Source organism: Duganella lactea, from assembly GCF_009857505.1.
Classification (GTDB): Bacteria; Pseudomonadota; Gammaproteobacteria; order Burkholderiales; family Burkholderiaceae_D; genus Rugamonas; species Rugamonas lactea.
Genome location: NZ_WWCP01000015.1, coordinates 43,950 through 66,033, shown reverse-complemented (window position 1 = coordinate 66,033; position 22,084 = coordinate 43,950). Strand labels below are relative to the sequence as shown.

Below are 22,084 nucleotides of genomic sequence, written 5' to 3'. Positions count from 1 at the left end.
TGATGCGTCACGTGGTCGGTTCGATGTCGGAGCGCATGGCGCGCGTGATGTCCTGCGTGTGGACGCCGTAGCTGCCGCCTTCGCGGATTTTGACGCGGTCGGCGAACAACAGTTCCAGCGTGGTGCGGATGGTGGGGAAGGCCAGGTCGTCCCACGGAATCTGCTGTTCGCGGAACAACCGCACGTCCAGGCTTTCCTCGCCGGCCTGGAAGTCGAGGTCGAGCAGCTCGGCCAGATAGAACATGTGCACCTGGTGCACGTGGGCGACGTTGAGCAGCGAGAACAGCTTGCCCAGCTTGATGTTGGCGCCGGCCTCCTCCTGCGTTTCTCGGATGGCGGCTTCGGCGGTGGTTTCATTGTTTTCCATGAAGCCGGCCGGCAGCGTCCAGTAGCCGTGGCGCGGCTCGATCGCGCGTTTGCACAGCAGCACCTTCAGTTCGCCGTCGCGCTCCCATACCGGAATCGAGCCCAGCACCATTTTCGGGTTCTGGTAGTGGATGGTGGCGCAGCTGCTGTTGGTGCAGACATAGCGGGGACGGTTATCGCCAGCCGGGATGCTGAGGCTGACGGGGGCGGCACATTCGGAACAGTATTTCATAAACAAGAGTTCAAGTCGGTTTTATGCTTACTTTACACCGATTGCCCCCGCTGCGGCGTGCGGTCGGGGGCGCCGGAGCGGCATTTATTCGATCTATCGCGCTTGTTTCAGGGATTGATATTGCCTAAGCGGGGGATTTGCCCTATAATAACTGCATCAGACGCGGGGTGGAGCAGTCTGGCAGCTCGTCGGGCTCATAACCCGAAGGTCACAGGTTCAAATCCTGTCCCCGCAACCAAAATTCGCTAGTCCTTGATTTCTTTCAGAAATCAAGGACTTTTGTTTTTTCCGGTGCGCTCACTTTGTGAGCCACCTATGCAGATCAAGACCCCTCGCCTCTTCCGCAACCGCTGCGGCGTCTTCTACTTCCGCATTAAAACCGCCGAGTCCGACCGTCGTTTCAGCTTGCGGACCAAGTGCCCGAGCACGGCAGCTATAATCGCTCTACATCTAAACGCGGACCTAGAACGAAAGCGAGCAATGAGCAACCCCAAGCTATCCGATTTCAATTTCGACCTCGAGGCCATACGACGCTACGAAATCGATCTAAAAAACGGCGTGCTCAGGGCCGACGGTGCAGCGGACCACAAACGCATGATGGAGGCCATCGACCGCCTCGGCATGATCGACCGCGACGACCGCCCATTGCGCTCCGCCAGCGTCCAGTCCGGCAAGTCGGAGCCCCTGACATCTGCCGTGGACAAATGGCTCGCCAACTGCTCTGGAAAGAACGGAGCACGGACCGTGGACACGAAGGTCTATCACATAAAGGATTTCCTCGCGCTATCGTTCCCCTTGGTGGAATCGGTCGAGCGCTGGCTCGCCGAACATGAGAAAGTCGAGTTCAACAAAAACAAAGGACTGCGACGCTTAGAGGAGAACAAGGCCTCCGGTCGCCATTCCAGCGCCGACATCGAGGTCAACGCCATCAGCAAGCAAACGCTAGTGGAATACAAGGACGCGCTGCTGGCGATTCCGCAGACGCCGAAGACCATCGACAATAAGCTCAACAGCCTGCACGACTTCTTCAAATACATTATTGGTCATGGCCTACACACCGCGCTCGAAGTGAATTCGGTGGAGGGGATGCTCATTCAGACCAAGACGTCGCGTAAGAAGTCGACGAAGTCGTATCAGCCCTTCACTGAGGAGGCGCTCGCGACCCTTTTCGAGCCAGAGGCCTACCTTGCCGCGATGGACGCCCCGGATTTGTTTTGGGGCCCGCTGCTGGGCATCCACACTGGCATGCGAATCGGCGAAGCCACGCAAATCCGCTGCGTCGATGTGCACAAGGCTCCGCGCACCGGCCTCCACTATATCCACGTCTACAAGAGCAAGACGCCCGGCGGCATTCGCAACGTCCCGATCTCGGATGCGCTGATCGAGTTGGGCTTCTTGGACTATGTCGAGGAGTGCCGGGCGGCAGGCGCCGAGCGGCTGTTCCCACACCGTCTACTCATCAACCACAGCTATTCCAAGGAGCTGTCAGCGGCGATGCTCGAACATCAGCGCGCGCGGCGCATCAAGGCTCCTCAGACGAGTTTCCATTCGTTCCGTGTCAACGTCATCACACAGATGCACGACAACGACGCGAACGCAGCTAAGGTCATGAAGATAGTTGGACATGACGACGGCGAGGGCCATGCGGTGCATTGGGGCTATGTGCGCGAGCTGCCCAAATTGAAGCCGATCGTTGATGAACTGGTGTGGCCGATCGACTTGCAGGCGTTGCGATACGATGGGCGCTTTGCTGCCTTCGTGACTGATCGCAACAACTGGGCCGCCGATAAAGATGCGGCCCCGTAGCTCCAAATAGCGCTCCTGCGAGTTCTGGCCTGTCGCGGACTGGCTCGGCGCTTCAAATCCGGGCGGTAACCTTCGCGGTGCCGACTGGCGTGGAACGGTCCAGTTCCAACCGTTCAGCTTCCGCCCAGTATGTCGCAGCGAGGACATATAGCGCCTCGTATATGTCCTTTTGATCGAACTGGCGGCCCTGCACCCCGTGCCTCTCTTTCGCCTCTTGCAGGCAATGGGATAGCTCCCTAGTCAGGGTCTCCTCATCCCTGAATAGCACAAGTGCGTTGGACTCCAACTCGACATTTAGCACGTCTGGCTGTGCGACAAAATAGCCGGCCAAAGCGCCTGCTAACGCTTCTGTATTTTTTGCGCCAGTCCTTCCACCATTTTCAAATAGGAATCTCATAGCCTCGGGCTCTTTTTAGGAGTGCTTGTTTGGACTTGCGGAGTGCTCGTATTCAGAATGGTTCGGGTCTTGTATCCGGCACGGGGGCCAGTTCGCTGTGCAGGCCCCCGGATTTTGGCGCCAGAGTGATTGACTCCGGTTATCACCACTGGCGACACGGCGCCGCCACCACGCTTCGCCCGCCCGCCCGTAGTAGCGTTGCGTCTCAGTAGTTTGATGCCCCAGCACGGCCGCAGTGCTCTCAGAATTGCCGGCCGCTTTGGACTGCGCCGAAACGCGATGCCGCATGGAGTAAGCAGATATTGGGAGCTTCGATTTTTTCGCAAAGTAGCAAAAAATTTTGGTGAAGCGCTGCCCAGCCGACAGACCCTCGGTGGCGTCGAGCTTTACGACCAATGGCCTCCGGTTTTCCGCGACTTGCTTCGCGAGTTCTCGCCAGCGCTTTTGCACCGCTGGCGCAGCATCTACCGGATAGCGGCTCACCACTTCGCGCAGATCCAACCCCTTCTTCTTGCCGTCCGCCTTCACCGATTCAACGAAGAAGCTGAGTGCAGGAGCCCCGTTAATTTTTTTCGTCTCGATACGCACGCCGTTCCCGAGCTCTTGACCGCGACAGCCGCTGAACTCAGTGACCAAGAAGGCTTGGCGGAACTCAGAGGCACCAACAGCGTTGAAGAACACTTCAAGCTGCGCGTCGGTTGCAGCCTGCTTCTTGTGGTCAGACTGCTGTTTTCGCGCATGAGCGAAGTCAGTCCACGAAAGTGCGCGAAACTCTTCCAGCGCCGCCATTAGCTTTTCAGCCTTCTCAACCTCGAGCGCCCACATCTGCTGTCGCGTTGGCGCCAAAAAATCTTGGCTTCGCGTGGCCTTGTCAGCCTGGCGAAGCGCGGCTTTGATCTGCCGCCGATACTCCCATACTCCCGCTGCTCGCATCGCATAGCGCTCGTTCTTCGTCGCCTTGGCCATATCCCAACCACGCGACAGCAACGCCGCTCGCCTTGCGTATTCGCTCTGCGAATTCTTGGCGAGCGGCGTTGCTGTCTTCAATTCCTCCCGCGCTGAACGGACGACATCCTGCAACCGGACGATGTCCGCTTGCGTGAATGTCTTCGTTCGCTTAGTCGGCCTTGGCACGTCCACTCCTCCTCAATCCCCGGATGATCCTCAACCCTTCGGGTTTCGGCTAATCGGGGCTTTCGTCGGCGCTCGTTTTGCTGACGCAACGCCTTTGGCGCCACTCGCCCGCACCTCCACTGACGTGGACTTTTGTTCCAAAAGGTTGGTGCGCGTATTTTGTCTAGTGCCCGACGGGCCCTCGACAAAATACGGTGCCATGCCGTTTGCTGTGGCAGTTGCTGCCGCCATGGCGGCCTTTCGCACGAAATCGGAGCGCGACAGTCCAACGGACTTCGCCACCTCAGCGAGCCATGCCCAGTCTTCCGCCGCCCAGCGGGTGACCTTCAACGATGCAGTTCCTGTTAGTTTTCCTGCCATGGCTTGCTCCCGTCTGATTTCATGTGATGTAGTGACTATCTCAAACAGCAGTCGCTACATCCAGATTTCACGGAAAGAAATTTTAAGCAAACGCGATCTAGGGGAGTGCTCCCCTGGCGCCACAGGCTAGCCGAGGAAGTTTTGTAGTTTTGCGGCCAGCGCTGCCTCGTCACGTAGCTCACACTCCCAGAGCGTGAGCACAGTCCAGCCGAGCGCGGCGAGGGTCTCGGTGTTGCGCTCGTCTCGTTGCCGAGTTCGTGCGATCTTGCTTAGCCAATATTCGGCGCGGGTTTGAGGAACTCTGGCGCCACGCGCGCAACTGTGTCCATGCCAGAAGCATCCATTGATAAAAATGGCACGCCGGCGTCCTATCCAAACAATGTCAGGTTTGCCGGGTATGTCGGCACGATGGAGACGGTAACCCCGATGACCCAGCCGGCGCAGCAGCTCCCGAACATACAGCTCGGGGGATGTGTCCTTGCTCTTCACACGCCGCATAGCCTCCCGGCGTTGGGCGTCTGTGAGGTTATCAGTCAAAGGTTATGCGCAGGCTAGCGTCGGCTTCATGAGCCGCCACGATCTCGTTATATTTTTCAATCAGGCGCACCACCGTAATCTTTCGGTCAGCGGCTTTGAAAAGACTCATCTCGTAGAGGTTGGCCGCTAGGAATTGGAGAGCGTCCATGACCTCGACACGCCCATCGATCCCCGCGTTCTCCGCCAGCCCTTCGGCGGCGCCAATCATCTTCGCTATCGTCAAGATGATCGGATGCTGTCCTGCCTTGATGTTGGCGTCGCACTTCCGCAGCAGCGCTTCCGATGGTGCCGTGGTGCAGTGAATGATGGCGTTGTCGATGACGAAATCTCCCGACCTCGATGACACCGAATCCGCGACTGACGCCCCGTTGTGTGTTATGACCAGCTCCGGCAGAGCCAGTTCCAGCTTGGCGCCGATCAGGTGTTGCAGCACAGCGCCCACATATGTCTTACCGGGCGACTTCTTCTGGCGATCAAGCGCTTGATCCAGAAGGTTGCGGATGACCGATGCCAACGTCTTGCTTGGATCGTAATTCAGCTTGAACGGCTCGGTGTTAAAGTAATCAACAAACCGGGACACCCACCACACCTCGATATTAACGATGTCCAATGAAGAGAGCGGCTGCAGCCCATGGAGGAAGTCCACATACTGCCTCGCCAGCGCCGGCGTGCCGCGACTTGTGCGACCTGATTCAGTCCCGACCTTTTGACTAACCCCGTTCCGTTCCAATATCTTGTTGATATTGGCGCCACTAAGACCGGATACTTGTCCGCCCCCCGGCGTCAACAACTTGTCCATATCGAACGGTAGCCCGGCAGTCTTCGCTTTATGCGTAAGAATCAGAACCGTCCCAAGTGCCCCAACGCCGCCGACCGAAAAATCACTTTTGAACTGAACTAATGCGGCTTCAAGACTCGGATTTATGAGCATGGATATCTGCTAGGGGTAAGAGTAGTTTTTTAGCGAGCCACTTAGCGACAGGAACTGCCACAGCATCGCCCATGGCCTTGTAGCCATCGTTGTAACTGCCGGGAATTTTGTAGCCCTCTGGGGCACCCATAAGGCGTGCAGCTTCCTTAACCGTCAGTAACCGGCTTTTCAGCTTTCCATTTTTTCGGATCACTAACAGTTGCCGGCTACTGCCGCCGCTTGGGGTGCGGAGACAGCCGGCGACATTGTCGAAGCGCAGCTCCAAAACTTGTTTGCCAGCCCGAGTGCGCTTGTAGCCGGGAGCCACGAATGTTTGTTTTTTTGGCATGGCAGCCAATGCCGCCGCATGCTTGGGCGAAATCAGGCCGATGTTACGCTCGTCAGACTCAGAGGTCGCAAAATCTGCATCAAACTCCACAATGTCAGCAAGCACAGTTTCGCGCGCTGGTGGCTCTGGCATGTGCCACCATACCCAATTTTCCAATCCTGCCGCGGCTTTGCGGACAGCCTCAGGATGCAACCATGTCGGCGTCGGGCTGGTAAGCTCAGGGGGCACCTCTAAGCTGTTCTTTACCGCCACAACAAAGATACGCGGACGTGACTGGGGAACGAAACGAACGGCGTCAAGTAGCATGGCGCCGACTTTGTAGCCTCGATCAGTCAGCGCAGCGTGCAGGGCCCGGTAGTGCTCGCCCCCAGCAGAGGATACGAGACCTAAAACGTTCTCAGCGACCAGAATGAACGGTGCCTCAGGCATCTCGTCAATGATCCGTAGCCATTCCCATACGAGTCCGCTACGCTTGCCGTGAATGCCCCCGGCAAGGCCCGCGAGGGACAGGTCTTGGCACGGGAAGGACGCCCAAGCCAAAGAGGCCGCAGGCAGGTCTGTGCCTGCCACATCGGAGATTGAGCCAAGGTGAAAATGCTTCTTGGTGTGGTTCGCTGTGTAGACGGCCCCTTTTTTGCCGTCGATGTCGTTGGCCCATACAGGCAAAAACATGCTTTTTAAGCCTTGGGCAACCAAACCGCTCCCAGCAAAAAATTCCAGATAGGCGTGCTTGGGGCTTTTTTTTGCTGTGGCGCCGTCCGCCATAGGCGATGCCTCAGCGTCGAAGGCGCTGTTTGCAGTGTTTTCAGAGGGGTTTGAGAGAAATGACATGGCCGCCATTGTAGCGGGTTTTCCAAAATCCTCACAGAGTCAAGGCTGGCGGATTGGGCACCGCGCCACATCCACGCGAGCGTAGTCCGAGGGATGCAAACCTATGAGGATCGGTCCCGCAGGTGATACACTTCGTGCCACACCTTTTCAATCCCGCAGCCGGTGAAGCAGCGCCTCCGTTTTCATAGGGAGCTAGCGTAAAATTGCGTGGCGCCGGACACTTATCCTGTCCCCGCAACCAAATTCTAAAGCCGTTGATACCGTCAAGGATCAACGGCTTTTTCGTTTTCGCCGGGGGAAAAATCGACGTCGAGGGTTTGTTCGACGGTGTAGGGATTTTCTTGAGGGAATGCTGGTGGGGCCTGTGCGTATCACGCGCTGCGAAGCGCACTGCGTTGGGATAGTTATGTGCAACGTACTCATCGATTTGCGGCCGTCGGCTAGGCATTTGCTTCAGCACACCCTCAATCTCCCCACGGTGATTGTCGATGGTGTTGGCCCAGCGCTGTTGAGATGATCGTCCATAGGGCACCATCGTAGAGCGGGAATCAGGCTTTCACTGTATGCCGGATCAAGCCTGTTCGCCAGCGGCCACGGCTTGACGAATGTAGGCCAGGGTGGCCGGGCTGACCCAAGTGCCTTTTAGCAGCTCCGGCTCGCTTTCGTTGGCGAGACGGACGCGCGACTGGGTGTCGGGATGGCTGCCGGCCCGCGCGCGGAACAGGCGCATCCATTCACGCGCCAGCGCCAGCGTCTCAGGATGATCGGCTGCGGCGCCGCTCTCCATCTGCGCGTGCACCTTGACCAGCAAGGCCAGCCATTCGTGGAAGTATTTGCGGCTGTTAACCCGGATGTGTTGCATCTCCTCGGCGTTCAAATATTTTGCATACAAGCTCATCTTGCGTTCGTTGAACGCTTCGCTGATGTATTCCTGCACGTCCTGCGGAATCGGCGCCTGGCTTGGGCTGAAACGCTCGTCCTGCATCATCATCGTCATGCGCTGCGCGAATTCGGGATTGGCAGCCGTATCATGTTCCAGCGTTTCCATCCAGCGTTGCGCCAAAGCGCTGGCTTCGGCGCTGCTGGAAGGGCGGCCCTGCGCGATCAGTGTCTTTACCTGGTTGACCATGCCGCGCCAGACAGCGTTACGACGTGCTTCCTGCTGCCAGAACGGTAGCCGTTTCAATTCTTCCAGCGTGAAATACTGCTCATACAACTTCATGTGCTCCAGCGCGCCGATCCAGTTTTCCAGTGCCGGGGTCCCGCCGCCGGTCATCTGTTGTTGCAGGCGCCTCAACTGTTCGCGCAGCGTGCTGGCTTGCTTGATCTGCTGGTCCAGCGCGGCGATCTGCTGCGAGACCACGTCGGCAAACGGCGCATCCGGGCTGGCGAGGAAGGTGGCGATGTCGGCCAGCGACATGCCGAACTGGCGCAGCGCCTGGACCCTGTGCAGGCGTTCGACGTCGTCGCGGTTGTAGAGCCGATAGCCGGAATCGGCGCGCGCCGATGGCTTAAGCAGGCCGATGTCGTCATAGTGGTGCAGCGCGCGCACGGTGAGGCCGGAGCGCGCGGCCAGTTCGCCGATCTTCAGTACAGTTTTTTCCATGAGCTTAGTTTAAACCGTGGCGCGCACCATGTGGAAAATGCCACTGAGACGTGCGCCGTAGCGGGCGTGCGGCGCGTCGGGCCCCAAGTGTTCGACCTCGCGGAATCCGTAGTGCCGCAACATGTGCTCCAGCCGCTGCGGATCGAAGCCGCTGTGCAGATGCTTGCCCTGCGCGGCCAGCGAAGCGGCGACCAAGTCCAGTTCTGCGCGATCCTGTTCGTCGAGGTGGTTGCGGTGCACGCAGTAGTCGAAGACGATGCTGCTGCCCGGTGCGCAGTTGGCGACGTCGCTCAGCGTGCGCATGACCTCATCGGGCTTGAGGTGCATGCTGACGCCCAGCCAAGAGAAGTGGGTTGGCGACGTGGCGTCGAAGCTTGCTTGTTCCAGTTCTTCCGTTAGCGTGTGGGCGCTTGGACATGGCATGGTAACTCTCCTTGTTGATGTTGAGGAGAGCGTAAAGCCTCACGTAGCGTGAGGCTCAAGCGGAATTTAGTCGCGCGGGTGCAGGCTGGCCCACAGGTGGGCGGCGGCCATGGTGCGGTGAGGGCTGTAGCGGGCGAGGATTTCTTCGGTGCGTTGGATGTCTGGCTTGGCGTCTTCGCCGAGCAGCGCTTGTAGCGCGGCGCGGACGGCGACGTCACCGTGCAGCGAACAGTCGGCGTAGCCGTAGCCGCGCAGCAGGCCATAGTTGACGGTCCAGGGACCGATCCCTTTGACGGCCAGCAGGGCGGCGGAGATCTGGTCGATGCGATTGTCATCGGCCAGGTCGAGCCGCAGCGCGCCGCTGGCGACCAGGGCGGCGAGACGCAGCAGCGTTTCCGCTTTGGCGCGCGAGAACTTGCGGGTGGTGAGGTCGTCCACCGATAGCGCGGCGGCGCTGCAGGCGTCCGGATAGCACCATAGGCCGCTGCTGTGCTGGCGGCCTGCTTGCAGGATGAAGGTGCGGCGCAGCGCAATGGCGAATGACAGGTTGATCTGCTGGCCGATGATGGCCCAGGTCAGCGCCTCGAACACGGTGGCCGATTGGACGATGCGCAGGCCTGGCTGGCGTTTGACCAGCGCCGCGAACAGCTGGTCCTTTTTGACGAAGGCGCAGAAGGGCGCCGGGTCGATGCGCAGGCCGAAGATGTTCAGCACCGCGTCGCGCGCTTGCAGTTGGCCCGCCGCGCTCAGCGGACCGTCCGCGTGTACCGTGACTTGCGTGATGGCCGGGCCGCCGGCGGGTGGCAGCGCGATGTCGAGCACCACCGGCACACCCTCCAGCAGCACGCCTTTGCGCAGCCGTTCCGCGCTGACTTCCTCGGCGATGCTTTCGGCATCGCGGCGATGGAAGGTCAGCACGTCGTCCAGACGGTAGTCTGGTGGCAGCGCCAGTGTGTAAGGCTTCATGCCGCGCGCCGGCCGAAGCGGAAGCCCGTCACCAGCACGGTGCCGGTGATGACGATGGCGGCGCCGGCAAAGGTGTACCAGCCCACCGTCTCGCCGAGGAACAGCACACCCCACAAGATGCCGAACAGCGGACTAAGAAAAGTCACCGTCAGCGCCGACGATGGACCGACATCCTGAATCAGGCGGAAGTAGATCAGGTAGGCCACGCCGCTGCACAGCACCGCCAGCGCCAGCACCGCTCCCATGATGCCGATGGTGTGCTCGCCCGGTGCGGGGAAGAACGGCACCACCGGCAGCACCATCAGCGCCGACGCCCACATGGAGCCATTGGCGTTGGCGAACGGTTCGACCGCCTTGGCCTGCCTGGCGTAGTTGCTGGCGACGCCGTAGTTGAAGGACGCGAACAGCACGGCCGCAACCGCGATGCCTGCCCCCGGCTTGGCGCTGACATGGTCGAAACCGACCAGCAGCGCGACGCCGCAGGTGCCCAGCGCGAGGCCCAGCAGGACTTTGCCGCTGACCATGGTGCGCGACCAGACGGCGGCGATCAAGGTGCCCCATAACGGCGTGGTGGCGTTGAGCACCGCCAGCAAAGAGGCCGACAGCGTGCGCGCGGCGAAGGCGAACATCAGGAAGGGCAGGGCCGAGTTGAACAGGCCGAGAATGAAGTAGTGCTTCCAGTGCTGTTTCCAGTCCAGCGATTTTTTCAGGAACACGCCGACCACGCCAAGGAAGATGGCGGCGAACAGCACCCGGTATTCGATCAGCACGGCGGCGCCCAGCACCGGGGCGGCGATGCGCATGAAGAGGAAGGAGCCGCCCCAGATGGCGGCTAGCAGGACGAGGCGTAACAGGTTGGCGGTGTTCATGCGGAATCCAGGATGTGGGGCGGCGGGGCGATGGCGCCGCCGTGCGCTATTGTCGCGTATCCGCGCGCGCCGTACTAGCCGATTCTTGCGCTGGAATCAGACCGCGCCACTCTCCGCCACGCAAACCGCGTCGCCCGGTTTGGTAGGGGCGGAGGCGTGCGGTACGATCAAATTGGTCGGCACGCCGTTTTTGACGGCCGTCATTTCGGCCAGGATGGAGATGGCGATTTCGGATGGCGTCTTGCTGCCGATGTACAGGCCAATCGGTCCATGCAGGCGCGCCAGTTGGTCCGGCGTTAAATCGAATTCCAGCAGTCGTTCGCGGCGCTTGCTGTTATTCAGGCGTGAGCCGATCGCGCCGACGTAGAAAGCATCCGATTTCAGCGCCTCCATCAGCGCCAGGTCGTCCAGCTTGGGATCGTGCGTCAGCGCCACCACCGCGCTGCGGTGGTCGAGCCGCATCGCCAGCACCACATCGTCCGGCATCTCGTGCACCAGCCGCACGCCATCGACATGCCAGCCGGCGCGGTATTCCTCGCGCGGATCGCAGACGGTCACACTGTAATCCATGGCCAGCGCGATCTGCGCCAGGAAACGCGACAGTTGCCCGGCGCCGATGATCAGCAAGCGCCAGCGCGGTCCGTGCAGCGTCACCATCGCCTGCTCGCTGACCTGCATCTGCGCCCCCGGCGCGGCTTGAGACAACGTCACCTCGCCGCTGCGCAGGTCCAGCCGGCGCTGCACCAGTTCGTGCCGCTCCAGCCGCGCCAGCAGCTCGCCGATGCGGCTGCGTTCAGACAGCGGCTCGATCGACAAGGCAATCGTGCCGCCGCAAGGCAGGCCGAAACGATGCGCCTCGTCGGCGGTGATGCCGTAACTGACGATTTCAGGCGCTTCACGGCGGATGCCTTCGTCGCGCACGCGCGCAATCAGGTCGTCCTCGATGCAGCCGCCGGAGACGGAGCCGATCACGGCACCGTCTTCGCAGATGGCCAGCGTGGCGCCGACCGGGCGTGGACTGGAACCCCAGGTCTTGATGACGGTGATCAGCTCACAGCGGCGCCCCGCCGCGATCCAGGCGGCGCTGGTTTTGAGTACTTCGAGGTCGATAGAATCCATGAATGGAATATACTACGGCTCATTAAACCTTGCAGGGATCAGATATGCCTCAGAAGGACGATGACGGAGCACCCAAATTCGGTCGTTTGCTGATCGTCTTGATTTGCGCGGTGCTGGTCTGCGCCGGCCTCACATGGCTGATGGCCACAGTATTCCCCAACTTCCCCGGCTAATCCTTGCAGGCGGCCACCAGCACGCTGTCGAAGGCGCTGTCGGGCACGATGTCTTCCGGGTTGAATTTCTCGAACTTGTAGTTCTCCACCGGCTCGCCCTTGCCCATCGCTTCAGGATAATAGATCTGCGCCAGCAGGGTGGTGGTGTGCTCCTCGCACGCATACATGTGCAGCATCTTCACCGATTGATACAGCTTGCCCTCGGGCGTCTTCTGCATGCGGGCGAAGGTTTGCATCGACCAGACCTTGCGCGTCTTGTCGGTCTTGATCACGCTGGCCTTGTCCATGTAGTAGGTGACGGTTTTACCACCGCCCACTTTCAGCCATACGGCCGCCTGCGCCCAGCCGGCCGTCAACATCAGTGCGATCACGATCAGGCCGGACTTGTTCATGGCGTTCTCTCAGGGATTAAGGAAGCAGCGGCTGACTGGAGGCTTGCTTGCTACGGATCGCGGACACCGTCTTGTCGATCACGCTCAGGCGATAACTCACGGCGGGGTGGTTGGCGGTATACCCGTTCAGCACCGAGGCCGGATATTGCGTGGACAGGCGCTGCCAGAAGGCGCGCGCGCCTGCGACGTTGTAGCCGGCGCGGGCCACCATGTACAGCGACAGGTTGTCGGCCGCCGCGTCCAGCTCCTGCGGCATCGGCTTCACGCCGGCGGTCCCGATCAGCATCGACAGGTCGGGACGCACGGCGATCAGGTTATCGATGATGCCCCCCACCGTGTAAGCCTGCTTGGTGGTGGCCGCGTGGCCCAGCACATTGTGGGCGATGTCCTTGGCCAGCACGTAGGCGATAGCGTCGTCGCTCTGCGCGAAGTTGACCATCCCGCGCGTGATCATCACGCGCTGACCGTCGGAGTAGGCGTTGACGTTGTCCGAGTTGCCGATGTCGATCTTGAAGGCGCAGGCGCGCGTGACCGGCACGCGTAGCTGTTGATTGGCGCCGCCGCGCTGCACCGTCAGGTTCAGGAATTTGTTGTTGCCGACCAGCGGGCCGAGTACCGCCGCCGCTTCGGTTTCGGCGTTGACGCCCACCGGCAGCAGTTTGCCGTCGGCGGCGATCAGGATGTCGCCCTTGCGCAGGCCGGCGCGCGCGGCGCCGCTGCCGGCCAGCACGGTGGCCACTTCCAGGCGGTCGCTGTAATTCAGCACCGCGGCGGCGGCGTCACTGAATTCGCCGGGGTAGGAGTATTTGTTCTTGGCGGTGAAGCCGAGCAGATTGCGTGCCTGCGTGCGGCACAGGTCCGCGTTATTGATCAACAGCGGGCCGGCGACGCGGTACAGGCGGTCCTGCAAGGCCACCATCTGGCTCAGTTGCTGGCGCGCGGCCGCCATCTTGGCGGTGACCTGCGGCGGCGCTTCGGTGGCGGTGCTGACCACCGACGGCGCCGGCTCGGGGGAGGAGGGCTGCGACTGGAACGTGGAGCAGGCCGACAGCAGCACGCTCGCCGCGATCAGCGGTACAACGGATAAGGTGCCAAATTTATTCATCTTGTTCATCCCCGCCCTCCGTCTCCGTTGTTAGTGTTTGCCAGTGCTGCCGAAACCGCCGGCGCCACGCTCACTGGTATCGAATTCTTCCACCACATTAAAGCCGACCTGCAGCACCGGCACGATGATCAGTTGCGCCAGGCGTTCCATCGGTTGCAGCGTGAAGGCGCTGTGGCCGCGGTTCCAGGTCGAGATCATCAGCTGGCCCTGATAGTCGGAGTCGATCAAGCCTACCAGATTCCCCAGCACGATGCCGTTTTTGTGGCCCATGCCGCTGCGCGGCAGGATCATCGCGGCGTAGCCCGGATCGGCGATGTGGATCGCCAGGCCGGTGGGAATCAGCACGGTCTGGCCGGCTTCGATAACCATCGGCGCGTCGATGCAGGCGCGCAGGTCCAAGCCCGCCGAGCCAGGCGTCGCATACGCCGGCAGTTGCTCTTTCATGCGAGGGTCAAGGATTTTAACGTCGACGTTTTTCATTTATTTAGCGAACAAAGAATGTTGTGAGATCCGCTTGGAGATCTCGGAAATCAGTTGGCGCGCCAGCGTCAGTTTGTCGGCGCGCGGCAAAATGGTGTGGCCGTTCTCGTCGAACAGGATGATGGTGTTGTCGTCCTGGCCGAAGGTGTGGTGGCCGATATTCCCGACCAGCAGCGGGATGCCCTTTTTCTCGCGCTTGTCGGCGCCGAATTGGACCAGGTTTTCCGATTCGGCGGCAAAGCCGACGCAGTAAGGATGGCCGGCCAGGTTGGTCAGCGCCGCCACCGAGGCCAGGATGTCCGGATTCTGCTCGAACTTCAGGTCCGGCGCGGTGCCGTTCGGGTTCTTTTTCAGTTTCTGGTCGCTGGCGTTGGCGATGCGCCAGTCGGCCACCGCCGCCACGGCGATGAAGATGTGCTGGTGATCGACATTGGCCATCACGGCGTCGTACATCTGCTGCGCGCTCTGCACGCTGATGCGCTGCACGCCGTACGGCACCGGCAACGACACCGGGCCGGATACCAGCACCACCTCGGCGCCGGCCTCGCGCGCGGCGCGCGCCACGGCGTAACCCATCTTGCCCGAGGACAGATTGGTGATGCCGCGCACCGGGTCGATCGGCTCGAAGGTCGGGCCGGCGGTGATCAGGATGCGTTTGCCCGCCAGGACTTTCGGCTCGAAGGCGGCGATCACTTCTTCCAGCAGCTGTTCCGGCTCCAGCATGCGGCCCATGCCCACTTCGCCGCAGGCCTGGTCGCCGGCCGCCGGGCCGAAGAGGGTGATGCCGTCGTCGCGCAGCGTCTGCACGTTGCGCTGGGTGGCGGGGTTCTGCCACATTTCCACGTTCATGGCCGGCGCGATCAGCAGCGGCACATGGCGCGGACGTGCCACGCACATGGTCGACAGCAGGTCGTCGCAGGCGCCGTGCGCCAGCTTGCGGATGAAGTCCGTCGAGCAGGGCGCGACGATGATGGCGTCGGCGTCGCGGGTGACGTCGATGTGGGCCATGTTGTTGTTGACGCGCGGGTCCCACTGGTCGGTGTACACCGGACGGCCCGACAGGGCCTGCATGGTGACCGTGGTGATGAAGTGGGTGGCCGCTTCGGTCATCACCACCTGCACGGTGGCGCCGGCCTTGGTGAAGGCGCGGCACAGTTCCGCCGCCTTGTAGCAGGCCACGCCGCCGGACAGGCCGAGAACGATTTTCTTACCAGTCAGTTCCATCATGATGCGGCTCCGTTATTTGTTCACCCGGCGCAGTTCGTCCAGGATGAACAGGGCGGCGCCGATACAGATGGCCGAATCGGCCACGTTAAACGCCGGGAAGTGGCCCAGGCCAGGCCAGTGGAAATCCAGGAAGTCGACCACGTGGCCGTACAGCAGCCGGTCGATGACGTTGCCGATCGCGCCGCCCAGCACCAGCGACAGCGCCCACGCGAACATGCGCTGGGCGCTGTGCTTCTTCAGCAGGTAGATGATGAAGACGGCGGCGCCGATGCCGATGGCGGTGAAGAAGTAACGCTGCCAGCCGCCGCTGTTGCTGAGGAAGCTGAAGGCCGCGCCCTTGTTATACGCCAGCACCAGGTTGAAGAAGGAGGTGATGACTTTCTCTTCGCCGTACTGGAAGGTCTTGTTGATGGTGATCTTGGTCAGCTGGTCGATCAGGATGATCAGCGTGGCAATGCCCAGCCATGGCGTGATGCTGGACGAGGATTTGGTCGGGAAGATTTTTTTGGTGGCCATGGTATGTAATTTACGTTGCGGTCGCCCCGTCATTCCGGCGCAGGCCGGAATGACGATGGCGGTATGTTAAGCGAACTTGCGTTTTTCGCCCGCACCAAACAGATTGCTGTGGCAGCGGCCGCACAGCGTCGGGTGGTCGGCGTGCGCGCCCACGTCGGCGCGGTAGTGCCAGCAACGCTCGCACTTCGCGGCCTTCGAGGCGGTGACGTTGACCGCTTCTTCCTCTGCCGACGCCACTTCGCTGACCGACGCCAGCGAGGTGATGAAGATGAACTTCAAATCCTCTTCCAGACTGGCCAGCACCTTGAACTTGTCGCCGGCGGCCTTGATGCTCAGTTCCGCCTGCAGCGACGAGCCGATCGCGCCCGAAGCGCGCAGGTCTTCCAGCTGCTTGGTGACGTCGGCGCGCACGGCGCGCAGCGCGGTGTATTTGGCCAGCAGCGCTTCGGCGTCGGCCAGTTCCGGCAACTGCCACCAGGTCTGGGTGAAGATGGTTTCATCGCTGGCTTTCCAGCCTTCGGCGCCGGCGAAGATTTCCCATGCCTCTTCGGCGGTGAAGGACAGCGCCGGCGCCATCACGCGCAGCAGGCTTTGCGTGATGTGGTAGAGCGCCGTTTGCGCCGAGCGGCGCGACACCGACGTCACGCCGGTGGTGTACAGGCGGTCCTTCAGGATGTCCAGGTAGAAGCCGCCCAGGTCTTCCGAGCAGTAATTCTGCAGCTTCGACATCACCGGCTGGAACTCATACTGCATATAGTGCGCTTCGATTTCCTTCTGCAGCGCCGCCATGTTGGCGATGGCGTAGCGGTCAATTTCCAGCAGCTCGGCCGCCGGCACGGCGTCCTTCGCGTAATCGAAGTCCGACAGGTTGGCCAGCAGGAAGCGCAGCGTGTTGCGGATGCGGCGATACGATTCGGTCACGCGCTTGAGGATTTCGTCGGAGATCGACAGTTCGCCGGTGTAGTCGGTCGAGGCCACCCACAGGCGCAGCATGTCGGCGCCCAGCTTGTTCCACACGTCCTGCGGCGCGATGGTGTTGCCGATCGATTTGGACATCTTCTTGCCTTCGCCGTCGACCACGAAGCCGTGGGTCAGCAGCGCCTTGTAAGGCGGCGTGCCGTTCAGCATCGAGGAGGTCAGCAGCGACGAGTGGAACCAGCCGCGGTGCTGGTCCGAGCCTTCCAGATACAGGTCGGCCGGGAATGCCGACTGCTCCTTGTGCGAGCCGCGCAGCACCGTCTGGTGCGTGCTGCCGGAGTCGAACCACACGTCCAGCGTGTCCTTGTTCTTGACGTAGTCCGACGCTTCGTCGCCGATCAGGTCTTTCAGGTCCAGCGCCTGCCAGGCGTCGATGCCGCTCTTTTCGATCAACTGGGCGATTTGCTCCAGCAGTTCCGGGGTGCGCGGGTGCAGCGCGCCGGTTTCTTTATGCACCACGAAGGCCATCGGCACGCCCCACTGGCGCTGACGCGACAGCGTCCAGTCGGGACGGTTGGCGATCATGCCGTGCAGGCGCGCCTTGCCCCAGTCGGGGAAGAAGGCGGTTTGCTCGATGCCGGCCAGCGCGGCCTGGCGCAGCGTGGCGCCGCCGTCGTGCGGATGCACGTCCATGCCGGCGAACCACTGCGAGGTGGCGCGGTAGATGATCGGCGTCTTGTGGCGCCAGCAGTGCATGTAGCTGTGATCGAACATCTTCACTTCGAACAGCGCGCCCACTTCTTTCAGCGCCGCGCAGATCGGCTTTGAGGCTTCCCAGATGGTCATGCCGCCGAACAGCGGCAGCGATTCGGCGTACTTGCCGTCGCCCAGCACCGGGGTCAGGATCTGATCATCCTTCATGCCGTGCGCTTTGCACGAGATGAAGTCGTCCAGGCCGTAGGCCGGCGCCGAGTGGACCACGCCGGTGCCGCTGTCGGCGGTCACGTAGTCGGCCAGGTACATCGGCGACAGGCGGTCGTAGAAAGCGTCCGAGGCGTGCAGCGGATGGCGGAAGCTGATGCCGCCCAGCGCGGCGCCGTCGCAGGTGGCGATGGTGGTGCCTTCCAGCTTGTAGCGTGCCAGGCACGATTCCACCAGGTCTTGCGCCAGGATCAGCAGCAAAGGCTGGCCGTCACGCGAGGTTTCGACCAGCGCGTATTTCAGTTCCGGGTTGACGTTCAGCGCCTGGTTGGACGGGATGGTCCATGGCGTGGTGGTCCAGATGACGATGAAGCCGTTCTCGGTCGGCAGTTTATCCAGGCCGAAGGCTTTGGCCAGCTTGTCGGATTCGGCGAACTTGAAGCCGACGTCGATCGCCGGATCGCGCTTGTCCTGGTATTCCACTTCCGCCTCGGCCAGCGCCGACTGGCAGTCGAAGCACCAGTTGACCGGCTTCAGGCCGCGATAGACATAGCCTTTCTCCAGCATCTTGCCGAGCGAGCGCAGTTCGTCGGCCTCGTTGGAGAAGTTCATGGTCAGGTAAGGGTTCTGCCATTCGCCCAGCACGCCCAGGCGGATGAAGTCCTTGCGCTGGCGGTCGACCTGCTCGTAGGCGTAGGCGCGCGCCTTGGTCAGCACGTCGGCGGTCGGCAGGTTCTTGCCGTACTGTTTTTCGATCTGGATCTCGATCGGCATGCCGTGACAATCCCAGCCCGGCACATATGGCGCGTCGAAGCCGGCGAAGGTGCGGGCCTTGACCACCATGTCCTTCAGGATCTTGTTGACGGCGTGGCCGATGTGGATGTCGCCGTTGGCGTAAGGAGGACCGTCGTGCAGGATGAATTTAGGCCGGCCGGCGGCGGCCTTGCGCACGCGCTCATAGATTTTCTTGTCTTGCCATTGCTTGACCCAGTTCGGCTCGCGCTTGGCCATATCGCCGCGCATCGGGAATGGGGTTTCGGTCATGTTGACCGGGTATTTGCTTTCTGGCTTTTTTGCGGATTTGTTATCGGACATGGTATGCGTTCAGTGATTTATTCGGGTGTTCTGTGTAGCCGGCGCTCGTAGCTGATCGCGCGGTCAAATTCGGTCGGTGGCGCGCTTGGCGAAGAAGGCGCGGGCGATGTCGGCGTCGTTGTTGATGGCGGCCGTCAGCGTCGGCAGGTCGATGTATTTTTCTTCGTCGCGGATTTTTTGCAGGAACTCGACGCGCACCTGTTTGCCGTAGCAGTGCTGCGCAAAGTCGAACACGTGCACCTCCAGCAGCACGCGGCCGCTGTCGTCGACGGTCGGGCGCACGCCCATGCTGGCCACCGCGGGCAGCGGCTGCGCGCTCAAACCATGCACTTGCACGATGAAGATGCCCGACAGCGCCGGGCGGTGCGGCACGCGCAGGTTCAGCGTCGGGAAGCCGAGCGTGCGGCCCAGTTTCTGGCCGTGAATCACGTGGCCGGAGATGGCGTAGGGGTGGCCGAGCAGCGCCTCGGCGTGGGCAAACGCGCCCTCGGCCAGCGCGCTGCGCACGGCGGAGGAGGAGATGCGGGTGCTGCCGTTCATCACGGTCGGCAGGGTCTCGACGTGGAAGCCGTATTTTTGTCCCGCTTCCAGCAGCATTTGCACGTTGCCGGCGCGCCGTGCGCCGTAGCAGAAGTCGTCGCCGACCATCAGCCATTTGACGTGCAGGCCTTCGACCAGCACTTTCTCGGTGAATTCTTGCGGCGTCAGCGATGCAAAGGACGCCGAGAAGTGTTCGACGATGACGCGGTCGATGCCGTTGTCGGACAGCGATTGCAGCTTGTCGCGCAGGTTGGCGATGCGGGCCGGGGCTTTCGACAGATCGCCGGACTTCTGCGCGAAGAATTCGCGCGGATGCGGTTCGAAGGTCATCACCGCCGCTTCCAGTCCGAGCCGGTCGGCGGCGGCGCGCACGCGGGCGAGCAATGCCTGGTGCCCCAGGTGGACACCGTCAAAATTGCCGATCGTGAGCGCGCAGGGCGCGCGCGCCGCCGCATTGGGAAGACCTCGAAATACCTTCATGGGAATCTGGGGAGAACTTGTCGCAAATGAGAGATTATACGGGCAATCCCTCGAAGCGAAAAAAAAGCGCTGTTCCGGCGGGGCCGGAGCAGCGCTGTGCGCATTAGCAGCCCGGGTATTACATTGGGCGGTTAATGTTCAGCGTCCAGTAGCGCGCCAGATCGGCGGTGCCATCGGTGCCATTGACGGTTTTCAGCGTGGCCAGCGCCGGGGCTTTTTTGCCCGCGATGCTTTGCGCGATGCCGTAGTGCAGCTTGATCGCTTGCGGATTACGGCCGGTGCCCAGCTTGACCGCCTGGTCCATCAGCGCCAGGCCTTTGTCGGTCTTGCCGGCCGAGACCAGGCCGTAGCCCAGGTTGGCCAGCGCGTCGGCGTCCTTGGCTTTGACGGCTTCGGCTTCCACGCCGGCGGCTTTGGCGTCGAACTCGGTCTGGGTCTTGGCGGCCAGGTCTTTCAGGCGCTGGTGACGGGCGGCGTCGGTGCCGGTGCCCAGCACGCCTTTTTTGTAGCCCTGGTCGATCACTTTGATCGCTTCGGCCGGATTGCCGGCCTGCAGCGACAGCTGGGCCATTTCCATGTACTCGGCTGGCTTGCTCAGCAGGCCGTTGGCCAGGCGCAGGCGCAGCACGTCCAGCGACAGCGACGACGAGAAGCCCGGCTTGCCCGCCACGCGGTTCAGCAGGTCGGCCCAGTAGCTGGTTTTAGGATAGGTGCCGGCCAGTTTTTCCAGCGTCTGCACGTAGCCGGCCTTGTCGTTCTGCTTCAGCTGAATGTTGGCCAGCATTTGCAGCGACTGCTCGGAAGCGTTCTTCGACGATTGCAGTTCCTTGGCCGCTTCAGCATATTTGCCGCTGATGTAGTAGGTCTGGATCAGCAGTTCGCGCATCTGCGCGTCGTTCGGATTGTCTTTCAGCGAGCGCTGAATCCAGGTGATGGCTTTGGGATAGTCCTTGGCGCGGTAGTAGATACTGGCCAGGGCTTGGGTGAATTTGGGTTGTTCGGCAGCCGACAGCTTGCCGGAATTGATCACCGATTCGAAGGCCTTGGCGGCGGCGTCGTTATCGCCGGCGGCAGCGGCCGCCGAAGCGCGGGTGCGCTCGATCAGATAGGTTTCGTTGGCGGATTTGCCGCCGATGGCGTCGGTTTCTTTCAGTTTGGCAAGTGCTTCTTTGTTCTTGCCGGCCGCGGCCAGTTTCTGTGCTTCCTGCAATGGTTTGCCGATTTCTGCGCGCACCGTTTCTGCTGCGTAGGCGACCGACGAGAAACCTGCGATAGGGGCTGCTGCAGTAAAACCAATAGCGGCCATTACCAGGCCGAGATGAGCGAGACGAAACTTGGTCATGGGTGAGTTTTCTTTCTTCAAAAAAGCAAATAGGCAGGAATGGTCCTGCCTATTATTGTACATGGGACTTATTACTGGAACTGTTCGTTACCGACCAGACCAATCTTGGTCACGCCCAGACGCTGGGCCGAAGCCATCACGCCTGCGACGACTTTGTACGAGACCAGCTTGTTCGGACGCAGATGCACTTCCGGCTGATCCGCTTGCGCGGCGACATCGGTCAGTTTCGCTTCCAGGGTGCCGCGGTCAGGTACAACCACGTTATCCCACAGAATCGTACCGTCGAAGTCGACGTCAATCGTCACGACCACGGGTTCCTTGGTTGGCGGCGGCGGGGTGCCGACCGGCATGTTCAGGTTGACCGAGTGGTTGGCCTTAGGAATCGTAATGATCATCATGATAATCAGCACCAGCATCACGTCGATGAGGGGCGTCATATTCATTTCCATCATTGGTTCCGGGTCCGCGCCACCGGCGGCCGGAGAACCGACATTCATACTCATGATGTTTCCTTTTAAGAAGGGCAGGCCCGGACTTCAGGCCTGCGATGCACTGTGGGACTTAACCCTTATCAGGCGGTTCGGTGATGAAGCCGACCTTCTGAATACCAGCACGCTGGGTCGTGTAAATCACCTTGCCGATTGCTTCGTACTTGGTTTCTTGGTCACCACGTACGTGTACTTCCGGCTGAGGCAATTTCACCGCTTCCACCTTCAGATTGTCGAACAGTTCGTTCGCATCGCGCATCTTCCGCTGATTCCAGTAGATGTCGCCATCTTTGCTCACGACAATGTTTACGTCTTCCGGTTTGGTCTGAATAACCTGGTTGGTTTCTTCTGGCAGCTTGATCTTGATCAGCTTCAGAACAACCGGGCTCGTGATCAGGAAGATAATCAGCAGAACCAACATGATGTCCACCAGGGGCGTCGTGTTGATTTCTGACATGACTTGATCTTCGTCTCCGCTATCGGAGCCTACGGACATGGACAT

Annotated in this window: 23 protein-coding genes, 1 tRNA gene and 1 pseudogene; 2 read left to right on the top strand and 23 right to left on the bottom strand. The window is 61.1% G+C overall.

The genetic code is table 11. The features are described from left to right. Positions 1–7 precede the first annotated feature (7 nt). Positions 8–598 (bottom strand): NUDIX hydrolase, encoded by a 591-nt coding sequence (locus GTP44_RS13940; RefSeq protein WP_161019908.1) that lies wholly within the window; start codon positions 596–598, stop codon positions 8–10. Between the two features lie 161 nt (positions 599–759). On the opposite strand from GTP44_RS13940, the gene GTP44_RS13935 reads away from it, so the two are divergent. After that, positions 760–836: transfer RNA gene (locus GTP44_RS13935), tRNA-Met, on the top strand. A 242-nt stretch (positions 837–1,078) separates the two neighbouring features. After that, on the top strand, positions 1,079–2,404 hold the full coding sequence (locus tag GTP44_RS13930) for a site-specific integrase (RefSeq protein WP_161019907.1): 1,326 nt from the start codon (positions 1,079–1,081) through the stop codon (positions 2,402–2,404). A gap of 52 nt (positions 2,405–2,456) precedes the next feature. Here the strand turns inward: GTP44_RS13930 and GTP44_RS13925 are convergent, their stop codons facing one another. The 22 genes and pseudogenes from GTP44_RS13925 to GTP44_RS13820 all read right to left on the bottom strand — a co-directional run bounded on the left by GTP44_RS13925 (position 2,457) and on the right by GTP44_RS13820 (position 22,084). After that, positions 2,457–2,801 carry a hypothetical protein gene (locus GTP44_RS13925; protein ID WP_161019906.1) on the bottom strand — a complete coding sequence of 115 codons (345 nt, stop codon included), beginning with the start codon at positions 2,799–2,801 and terminating at the stop codon, positions 2,457–2,459. A 15-nt stretch (positions 2,802–2,816) separates the two neighbouring features. Further along, complete coding sequence (locus tag GTP44_RS13920) at positions 2,817–3,848, bottom strand: hypothetical protein (RefSeq protein WP_161019905.1); 1,032 nt, start codon at positions 3,846–3,848, stop codon at positions 2,817–2,819. 117 nt (positions 3,849–3,965) lie between these two features. Beyond that, entirely contained in the window at positions 3,966–4,295 is a 330-nt protein-coding gene (locus GTP44_RS13915) for a hypothetical protein (protein WP_161019904.1), read from the bottom strand. A gap of 126 nt (positions 4,296–4,421) precedes the next feature. After that, the gene (locus GTP44_RS13910) at positions 4,422–4,793 is read right to left on the bottom strand and encodes a very short patch repair endonuclease (protein ID WP_161019903.1); all 372 of its coding nucleotides are present in this window, start codon (positions 4,791–4,793) and stop codon (positions 4,422–4,424) included. 31 nt (positions 4,794–4,824) lie between these two features. Continuing rightward, on the bottom strand, positions 4,825–5,763 hold the full coding sequence (locus GTP44_RS13905; protein WP_161019902.1) for a DUF4928 family protein: 939 nt from the start codon (positions 5,761–5,763) through the stop codon (positions 4,825–4,827). Beyond that, the gene (locus GTP44_RS13900) at positions 5,741–6,931 is read right to left on the bottom strand and encodes a DNA cytosine methyltransferase (RefSeq protein WP_229256914.1); all 1,191 of its coding nucleotides are present in this window, start codon (positions 6,929–6,931) and stop codon (positions 5,741–5,743) included. The genes GTP44_RS13905 and GTP44_RS13900 overlap by 23 nt, the downstream gene beginning before the upstream one ends. Positions 6,932–6,953: 22 nt before the next feature. Then, positions 6,954–7,457: a DUF29 family protein gene (locus GTP44_RS28220; protein WP_161019901.1), complete on the bottom strand. Its 504-nt coding sequence runs from the start codon at positions 7,455–7,457 to the stop codon at positions 6,954–6,956. A gap of 36 nt (positions 7,458–7,493) precedes the next feature. Next, positions 7,494–8,528: a MerR family transcriptional regulator gene (locus GTP44_RS13890; protein ID WP_161019900.1), complete on the bottom strand. Its 1,035-nt coding sequence runs from the start codon at positions 8,526–8,528 to the stop codon at positions 7,494–7,496. A 9-nt stretch (positions 8,529–8,537) separates the two neighbouring features. Then, positions 8,538–8,954, bottom strand: a pseudogene (locus GTP44_RS13885) (class I SAM-dependent methyltransferase); the annotation flags it as partial. A 63-nt stretch (positions 8,955–9,017) separates the two neighbouring features. Then, positions 9,018–9,917: a DNA-3-methyladenine glycosylase family protein gene (locus tag GTP44_RS13880; RefSeq protein WP_161019898.1), complete on the bottom strand. Its 900-nt coding sequence runs from the start codon at positions 9,915–9,917 to the stop codon at positions 9,018–9,020. Beyond that, positions 9,914–10,786: a DMT family transporter gene (locus GTP44_RS13875; RefSeq protein WP_161019897.1), complete on the bottom strand. Its 873-nt coding sequence runs from the start codon at positions 10,784–10,786 to the stop codon at positions 9,914–9,916. The genes GTP44_RS13880 and GTP44_RS13875 overlap by 4 nt, the downstream gene beginning before the upstream one ends. 96 nt (positions 10,787–10,882) lie before the next feature. Beyond that, a complete protein-coding gene (locus GTP44_RS13870) occupies positions 10,883–11,905 on the bottom strand; it encodes an XdhC family protein (RefSeq protein WP_161019896.1) in 1,023 nt (340 codons plus the stop codon). A gap of 169 nt (positions 11,906–12,074) precedes the next feature. Continuing rightward, positions 12,075–12,470, bottom strand: a complete 396-nt coding sequence (locus GTP44_RS13865) for a surface-adhesin E family protein (RefSeq protein ID WP_161019895.1) — start codon at positions 12,468–12,470, stop codon at positions 12,075–12,077. Positions 12,471–12,486: 16 nt separating this feature from the next. After that, positions 12,487–13,584 carry a M48 family metallopeptidase gene (locus GTP44_RS13860; protein ID WP_161019894.1) on the bottom strand — a complete coding sequence of 366 codons (1,098 nt, stop codon included), beginning with the start codon at positions 13,582–13,584 and terminating at the stop codon, positions 12,487–12,489. A 21-nt stretch (positions 13,585–13,605) separates the two neighbouring features. Beyond that, positions 13,606–14,055 (bottom strand): dUTP diphosphatase, encoded by a 450-nt coding sequence (dut, locus tag GTP44_RS13855; RefSeq protein WP_161019893.1) that lies wholly within the window; start codon positions 14,053–14,055, stop codon positions 13,606–13,608. Further along, the gene (coaBC, locus tag GTP44_RS13850; protein ID WP_202412820.1) at positions 14,056–15,279 is read right to left on the bottom strand and encodes a bifunctional phosphopantothenoylcysteine decarboxylase/phosphopantothenate--cysteine ligase CoaBC; all 1,224 of its coding nucleotides are present in this window, start codon (positions 15,277–15,279) and stop codon (positions 14,056–14,058) included. 15 nt (positions 15,280–15,294) lie between these two features. Beyond that, positions 15,295–15,798 (bottom strand): signal peptidase II, encoded by a 504-nt coding sequence (gene lspA, locus GTP44_RS13845; RefSeq protein ID WP_160990715.1) that lies wholly within the window; start codon positions 15,796–15,798, stop codon positions 15,295–15,297. 66 nt (positions 15,799–15,864) lie between these two features. Further along, complete coding sequence (ileS, locus tag GTP44_RS13840) at positions 15,865–18,732, bottom strand: isoleucine--tRNA ligase (RefSeq protein ID WP_161019892.1); 2,868 nt, start codon at positions 18,730–18,732, stop codon at positions 15,865–15,867. A gap of 63 nt (positions 18,733–18,795) precedes the next feature. Further along, positions 18,796–19,752, bottom strand: coding sequence for a bifunctional riboflavin kinase/FAD synthetase (locus GTP44_RS13835; protein WP_161019891.1), 957 nt, complete (start codon positions 19,750–19,752; stop codon positions 18,796–18,798). A gap of 118 nt (positions 19,753–19,870) precedes the next feature. After that, positions 19,871–21,058, bottom strand: a complete 1,188-nt coding sequence (locus GTP44_RS13830; RefSeq protein WP_160990923.1) for a tetratricopeptide repeat protein — start codon at positions 21,056–21,058, stop codon at positions 19,871–19,873. A gap of 107 nt (positions 21,059–21,165) precedes the next feature. Next, positions 21,166–21,597 (bottom strand): ExbD/TolR family protein, encoded by a 432-nt coding sequence (locus tag GTP44_RS13825; RefSeq protein WP_202424078.1) that lies wholly within the window; start codon positions 21,595–21,597, stop codon positions 21,166–21,168. Between the two features lie 58 nt (positions 21,598–21,655). Beyond that, positions 21,656–22,084, bottom strand: a complete 429-nt coding sequence (locus tag GTP44_RS13820; RefSeq protein ID WP_154379269.1) for an ExbD/TolR family protein — start codon at positions 22,082–22,084, stop codon at positions 21,656–21,658.